The organism is Mucilaginibacter sp. P4_E8, assembly GCF_056401495.1.
This window is the reverse complement of record NZ_JBFUJG010000016.1, coordinates 83,360-90,235: the sequence shown is the minus strand read 5'-3', so window position 1 is coordinate 90,235 and position 6,876 is coordinate 83,360. Positions and strand designations below refer to the sequence as shown.

Genomic DNA, 6,876 nt, shown 5'->3' with positions numbered 1-6,876 from the left:
AGCTTATTCATAGCTTTACTTTCATCCCCTTTGTTTGTTTCTGCCCAGTTAAAAAGACCCGGCTCCATTGAATATTTAAAAGCATGTAATGGTTTTAATGGCATTAAATTAGGATCAGATATTAGTGAGCTATCCGGTGGAGATTTATCATTCCTTGATAATAATAACCAGATAGATACCGATAGCTGCCTAAGTTATCTATATACAAATGCTGATGTATTAAAAATGGGTGAGGCTTTGTATATGGAGTCAATAGGTTTACGTGTTTATAAAAATAAGATTGTTAATATTTATCTTTTTTTCAAAAGATCTGAAGGCTATAAGGTTTTACGGGGTTTTTTAGCTGATTATGGTTTGTTCACCAGCAAGCCCGATGATTATGTTGATATTTATGATTGGAAATCAAGAGCGGTTAGCCTGTCTTTAAATTATGAAATTAGGATGGACATGGGGGTAGCCGTTTTTACCTGTAATGAAATACAAACCGAAATTTTGGTTAAAAGGCACAGGGCCAAAATAGATGCCCTAAATAATCCCGATGATAAAGGGATCAATTTAAAATCGGCGGGAGCTATCACACATTAATGTTACCGGGCTTGCCGTTTATTTTTTCTTATCCGGAAGCTGGGATAATACCTGCCATTTCTGATTTACAGCAGAGGCAAAGAAAAAAAGATCTTCTTTATTGGTGATATAAATGGTTGGCTGCTTCCCTACCAACACCACATCGCCGGTTACCTCTAATAAAGATTCATTAAGATTTTTTAAATCGCCTTCATCAAGTTTGAATTTGGGGGTTAAATTAAGTATTACTTTAAGCAGGGGTTTGCTGTTTTCTTTACCCAGGCTTATATCTACATAACCATTATGGGTTTTAACGGCAGTAATGCTATCAACAACGGTCATTTTTTCGCCAATATGTTTGGCAACCCGATTAGCACGTATGGCATGCTGGGCAGAGGCAGTTAAACACCACAGCAGGGTAAATGTCATTAAGAAAATTGCTTTTCTCATATTTTTCAGTCAGTACTAAGTGGACCACTATATCAACATTATACGTATAAAACGGCAATATGTTATGCATGTTGATCAATACAAAGGCATTTAAACTTAAATACTGGCTGTTGGTTAGTCGACTCTAAGCCGCAAAACAATAAAAAAACACATAGCAATCTATTGTACATTGTATTGCTATGTATTATATTTGTTGTATGAATATTGAATTTGTTCAAAACTGGTTTTCCCAGGTAAAGAAAGGGACGCTATCTTATATCATTCTTATCATTCTTGAGGAAAAGGAATATTATGGCTATGAGCTTGTACAGGAAATAAAAATTCATACCACACTTGAAGTTGCCGAAGGTACATTGTATCCTTTATTAAACCGGTTAAAAACAGAGGGGATCGTGGATTCCAAATGGATAGAGCAGGAATCGGGCATACCCCGCAAATATTACACATTAAGCAAGGATGGCAAAGCTACTTTAGCTGAAATGAAGAAAATTTGGTCGACATTAGAAATCGCTATACATAAAATTCAAAAATGAAGAGAATAATTTTTACCAATCCAACGGCCCAAAAGATCTATGACGATTATTTTAAAAGGGTTAACAGAAGCATCAGTATATTATCGACAGCTGACCAGCTTGAGATGCAGATGGAACTTAACAGTCATGTTTACGAGGCCACACATACCGCCTTGCCCGAAAATGAAATTGATGTACTCATGGATGCCCTTGAAAAATTGGGCGCGCCCGAAGTGGCACTGCAGCCGATTATTGCAGTTAAAAAAGTGCGCCAGGCTACCCAGTCTTTTAATCCCAAACATGTTTTGCAGGCTCTATATCTGAATATTTTTAATGGTATAGGCTACTTCATACTGGCTTTTGCTTATATGCTGGTATTGGCTTTTGGCTCACTGATAGTTTTCAAATTAGTTTCACCAACCCATACCGGTTTATTTGTTAGAGGGGAGCATTTTGTTGCATTTGGTTTTATGGTTGACCTGCCAGAGGCGGCTACTGAGTTACTTGGAGACCTGTTTATTCCGGTTGTATTCCTGTTAATGGGTGTGTTTTACTCTTTAACCACCCTCATATTTCGTTTATTGAAAAGGTAAGATCCTTTTTTGAATATCTATACATTGCTATGCTATGTATTTGCTATACTTAATTCATTTTCAATTTAAAACTTGTTTTTTAAACTGGTTGGGACTGATACCAACCTCTTTTTTAAATAACCTTGAAAAATAAGGGAGATTGTCGAAACCTAAGGAATAGGCGGTTTCGGCAATGTTATTATCCGAACCCTTTAGCAGATGTTTTGCTTCAGATATTAGGAAAATATGGATCAGTTCCATCGCTGTTTTGCCGGTTTCCTGCTTTAAAAGGTCACTGAGGTAATTTGGCGACAAATGAAGCTCAGAGGCCATCAATTTTACAGTAGGCAACCCTTTTGTATGCAGTAATCCTTTTTCAAAATACTGGGAAAGCGCCTCGTTAAACCGGGACACCATTTTTCCTGACAGGTCAATACGGTTAATGAACTGCCTTTTATAAAAACGTTGTGAGTATTTTAATATGGAATCAATGTGGCCCAGGATAATATCCTTGCTGTATTCGTCCTGGTTGTTATAATATTCTGTTTCAATTTTATTGAATAGTTCCCAAATGATCTGCTCTTCTTTTGGCGACAAGTGCAGTGCCTCATTGGTTTCATAATCAAAATAGCCATACTTTTTAATTTCTGAATGTAGCGCATGCCCGTTTAAAAAATCTTCATGTAGAAAGATAAGGAAGCCATCTTCTTCAAATTCAAGGTTTTTCAGCTCAATTATCTGCCGCGGTTTTACAAATGACATGGAGCCATTATCATGGTCATACTTAGTACGGCCATATAAAAAGGTACCCGATTTCAGCTTTTTAAACCCTATCATATAAAAATCGCTGGTAAATGCCCTGTCGCCAATGGAACAGGTTTTATTGCAATGTACCAGGCTAAGCAGCGGATTTTCAGGTAACGGGAATCCGTTTTCACGATTCAGTTGGCCCAGGCTTTTATAATGTTTCATGGTTGAAAATAATTAAAGCATAATTCACACTATTAAAAGTATGAATTATGCCATGGTATTTAGTATGATCAAAGTAAAATTAGCATTGATTATTTTCCGTGGGCCGCCACCGCTACATCCTGCCATTCTTCCCATGATGCCAGGCGTTGTGCATACAATTGTTTTACCCATGGTAAAGCCACTTTGCCCAGGAAAAGGCGTAGCGGAGGGTTTTCGGCATCAACCAGTTTAAGCACAGCTTCGGATGTTGCTTCAGGCACTCCAAAAAATTCAGGAGTTGCACCCTCGGCGAAAGCGGCTTTTACGGCTTCATATTCGGGCATTGATTGTGTATGTATTGCAGAAGCGCCCCCCCAGTCGGTAGCAAAGCCGTTCGGCTCAACTATGGATACATTTATTCCAAAACCTTTAACCTCAGTTGCCAGGGTTTCGCTCAGTCCTTCTACCGCGAATTTTGAAGCGTTATAAATACCTAAAACCGGTAAGGTAGCTACACCCAAAACGCTTGATAGCTGGATGATATGCCCATGTCCTTGTGCCCTCATTACGGGTATCACAGCCTGGGTCAACCATAACAAACCAAATACATTGGTTTCTATCTGTTCGCGGGCTTCCTGTTCGCTGGTTTCTTCAATTGCGCCAAACAGGCCATAGCCAGCGTTATTGATCAGCACGTCAATAGTGCCAAAATGTTGTTTTGCCTTTTCGATTGCTGCAAAATCGGCTTCGCGATTATTTACATCCAATTGAATGGGAAGTATAGCGTCGCCATACTGCTGAACCAGGTCATTAAGGGTTTCAGGGTTCCGTGCGGTAGCTACTACTTTGTCGCCACGTTTCAGGAATGCTTCGGCCCAGAGCCTACCAAATCCGCGGGATGCTCCGGTTATAAAAATTGTCTTTGCCATTGTTAAATTATTGAAATTAAATATGATACAAAGCTATAGGAGGAGGCTCAGACAGATTTATACAAAAAAGGGGAAAACAGATACATATTAGGGTATTGATGTTTTATGTGAGGGATTTAAAGCTACTTTTTAGAGCAGGATAAGTAGATGGGGATGTACTTACCTTTTGATAAGACGGGAACTTGTAATATCTCCTGTGATCGCCTTAATTTTGCCTTTGTTTTCACTTATATCAAACCTGTCGAAATAAGTGATTGCCGCGTTACCTATTGATTTTAGCTTACCGATGTTATCAAGGCCGTCAAACCGGGTATAATAAGTGAATTTAGTGTTGCCGATAGACTTTAGCTTACTAATGTTATCAAAGCCATCAAACTGGTCATAATAAGTTATCTGCATATTGCCAATTGACTTTAGTTTACCAATGTTAGCAAAGCCATCAAACCGATCATAATAAGCTATCTGCATATTGCCAATTGATTTTAGCTTACCATAATTATCGGCAGCATCAAACCTGTCATACCAGGCAATGGCAATATTGCCAACTGATTTTAGCTTGCCAATATTATCAAGATCATACCTGTCGTAATAAGTGACCTGGATATTACCAATTGATTTAAGCTTGCCATAATTTTCATTCAGATCGTATCTGTCATAATAAGTGATGGCGTTGTTGCCAATTGATTTCAGCTTGCCAATATTATCAAAACCGTCAAATTGGGTCATGTAATCAAAATCTCCCCTTATACCGGTTTTTAGTGGGATGTTACCATTTATTAAAAGGTAAAGAATAATTTCATCATTAGCGATATCAATAGATTTGGCAGTGGATTTTTGTGCCGAAATATCAGGATCAATATCTGAGAAAATTTGCGCCTTGCAAAATGTGTTGAGGCTTAATACAATGGTAAGTAAAAGAACGGGTTTAAACGGCATATTATAAGGATTGGTTTATAAATAAAATAACGGATGTATGCATCCCATTATATCTTTATGATTATAAATAGCCATGATAGTTTAACCGTAATTATATTAAAAAGCTCCGGCTATATGGCCGAAGCTTTTTGCTTTTTAAACCTCTTCGGCCTGCCAAACACCAGTAGCCACAGCTTTTTGGATATACTCAGAAAAATCTGTTGGCTTGCGGCCCAGGGCGCGCTGTATGCCATTGGTAAGGCTGGCATTACGGCCATCCAAAACCTCGGTGAACAGGTAGGTGATCAGCCATATAATATCCTGCGGCACCTCGTACTCAGTAAGCATGGCCGAGTAATCATTCATGGAAATCTGCTCATATTGGATAGGCCGGCCTGTGGCATCAGCTATTTCCTGCACAGCTTCCTGAAAAGTTAATAAACGCGGACCGGTAAGTTCATATAACTGCCCGGAATGCCCATCGTTGATCAGTACCTCAACCGCTACGTMGGCAATATCATCAGCATCAACAAAAGGTTCGGGTATGTTGCCAACCGGGAGCGCTACGTGCCCGGCTAATACGGGATCTAAAAGGTAGCTTTCACTAAAGTTTTGGCAAAACCAGCTTGCCCGTAATATGGTCCAGTCGGTGCCGGCACCCATTACAATTTTTTCACATTGCTGTGCTTCGTATTCACCCCGGCCCGATAGTAAAACCAATTGTTTAACCTTACATTCTACGGCTAATTTGCTTAATGCCCTGATGCTGTCTTCGGCGCCGGGAACGGCCAGGTCTGGCTGATAGGTAATGTACACGGCATCCATGCCTTGTAATACAGGTAGCCAGGTGCTCTGGTTGTTCCAGTCAAAAGGTATTTCGGCTGATCGGCTTCCAACCCTTACGTTGTAGCCCATTTGTTTAAGTCTGTCTGTAACACGGCTTCCGGTTTTTCCGGTACCACCTAATACCAGTATTTTCTTTTCGGTGTTTTGTTGATTTTTCATAATCTTGTTTTTTTAACAAAACTATATCAGCCCAAATTCTGAAAATAGAACAAAACCGACAGTGGGCGTTTAATTGGTGAGCGCGGATAGATTTTCGACGATCTCCTGTGATTTTTTTTGATACTGGACCGGTGAAAAACCGGCAAACTCCTTAAAGGAACGTATAAAGTGCGACTGGTCGGCATAGTCGTTCTCAAAAGCAACATCTGTTAGTTTATCATACTTGTTATTACGCAGATAACCCAGGGATGCCTGGAAACGGCAAATGCGTGAAAACAACTTAGGCGGGATGCCAATGTATTCTTTAAACCTACGCTCCAGGCTCCGTTCAGAAAGCTGTAAGTATTTTTGTACCTCCCTTAGCGAAACAGCTCCTTTCGATTGTAGTATTTGTGCCATAGCATACTCCATCATATGGTTATGCCTGAAGTTATGGTTGATTTCCTGTGTTAAATAAGCAAATAATATATTGAACTGATTATGTACCGATGCGGTATTCAAAAGCTGTTCTGAAAGTTGATGTTCTTTCCTTTTTGTCAGATCATTTATATCAAGGCAGGAATTAGTTAATTCTTCGGCATTAAAACCAAATATGGATTTAAGCGCGTTGGGATAAAAATAGATACCCAGCATGTTGAACATTCCGGTTAAATTCAATTCGGCATGGCGGGTAGTTTGCCCGAACAGAAAAACATCGCTTAGCTTCTTGTCGCCCTGGGATAATATGCCCTTATGCAATGGTTGAAAAATAAGCCCAGGACAACCATCGGCCATTGTTCTGAAAAATTGTGGCGAAGTTTCGGCATTAGCGCTTTCCAGAACCCAGCAACTTCTGATATATGCTTTAAGATGATCTGGTGGTTGAATTTGATAATAATTCATCGCTTTAAGGCATTTGATTGTACCACAATTGCTTACATAAATTTAGCAATTTTATATTTGACTATGCAAATGCCAGTTTATTACAGTTGAATCTCC

General features: G+C 39.3%; 9 protein-coding genes. 3 read left to right on the top strand and 6 right to left on the bottom strand.

Features of this window, described 5'->3' with window-relative positions; translation table 11 throughout:
* The coding region (locus AC1DRQ_RS09810) for a hypothetical protein (protein ID WP_477423998.1) at positions 1-585 on the top strand (585 nt) is incomplete at its 5' end.
* A gap of 18 nt (positions 586-603) precedes the next feature.
* On the opposite strand, the gene AC1DRQ_RS09805 is transcribed toward AC1DRQ_RS09810, so the two are convergent.
* Entirely contained in the window at positions 604-1,014 is a 411-nt protein-coding gene (locus AC1DRQ_RS09805) for a hypothetical protein (protein ID WP_477423996.1), read from the bottom strand.
* A gap of 197 nt (positions 1,015-1,211) precedes the next feature.
* Between AC1DRQ_RS09805 and AC1DRQ_RS09800 the strand changes: the two genes are divergently transcribed.
* Both AC1DRQ_RS09800 and AC1DRQ_RS09795 read left to right on the top strand, forming a co-directional pair.
* A complete protein-coding gene (locus AC1DRQ_RS09800; RefSeq protein WP_477423994.1) occupies positions 1,212-1,547 on the top strand; it encodes a PadR family transcriptional regulator in 336 nt (111 codons plus the stop codon).
* A complete protein-coding gene (locus AC1DRQ_RS09795; RefSeq protein WP_477423992.1) occupies positions 1,544-2,119 on the top strand; it encodes a hypothetical protein in 576 nt (191 codons plus the stop codon). The genes AC1DRQ_RS09800 and AC1DRQ_RS09795 overlap by 4 nt, the downstream gene beginning before the upstream one ends.
* 60 nt (positions 2,120-2,179) lie before the next feature.
* On the opposite strand, the gene AC1DRQ_RS09790 is transcribed toward AC1DRQ_RS09795, so the two are convergent.
* The 5 genes from AC1DRQ_RS09790 to AC1DRQ_RS09770 form a co-directional block, all read right to left on the bottom strand.
* The gene (locus tag AC1DRQ_RS09790) at positions 2,180-3,070 is read right to left on the bottom strand and encodes a helix-turn-helix domain-containing protein (RefSeq protein WP_429400728.1); all 891 of its coding nucleotides are present in this window, start codon (positions 3,068-3,070) and stop codon (positions 2,180-2,182) included.
* Positions 3,071-3,159: 89 nt separating this feature from the next.
* Positions 3,160-3,978, bottom strand: a complete 819-nt coding sequence (locus AC1DRQ_RS09785; protein WP_429400729.1) for an SDR family NAD(P)-dependent oxidoreductase — start codon at positions 3,976-3,978, stop codon at positions 3,160-3,162.
* A gap of 159 nt (positions 3,979-4,137) precedes the next feature.
* Positions 4,138-4,914, bottom strand: coding sequence for a hypothetical protein (locus tag AC1DRQ_RS09780; protein ID WP_477423989.1), 777 nt, complete (start codon positions 4,912-4,914; stop codon positions 4,138-4,140).
* Positions 4,915-5,049: 135 nt separating this feature from the next.
* Positions 5,050-5,898 (bottom strand): Rossmann-fold NAD(P)-binding domain-containing protein, encoded by an 849-nt coding sequence (locus AC1DRQ_RS09775; protein ID WP_477423987.1) that lies wholly within the window; start codon positions 5,896-5,898, stop codon positions 5,050-5,052.
* A gap of 69 nt (positions 5,899-5,967) precedes the next feature.
* Positions 5,968-6,780 (bottom strand): DUF6597 domain-containing transcriptional factor, encoded by an 813-nt coding sequence (locus AC1DRQ_RS09770; RefSeq protein ID WP_477423985.1) that lies wholly within the window; start codon positions 6,778-6,780, stop codon positions 5,968-5,970.
* Between the last annotated feature and the right edge of the window lie 96 nt (positions 6,781-6,876).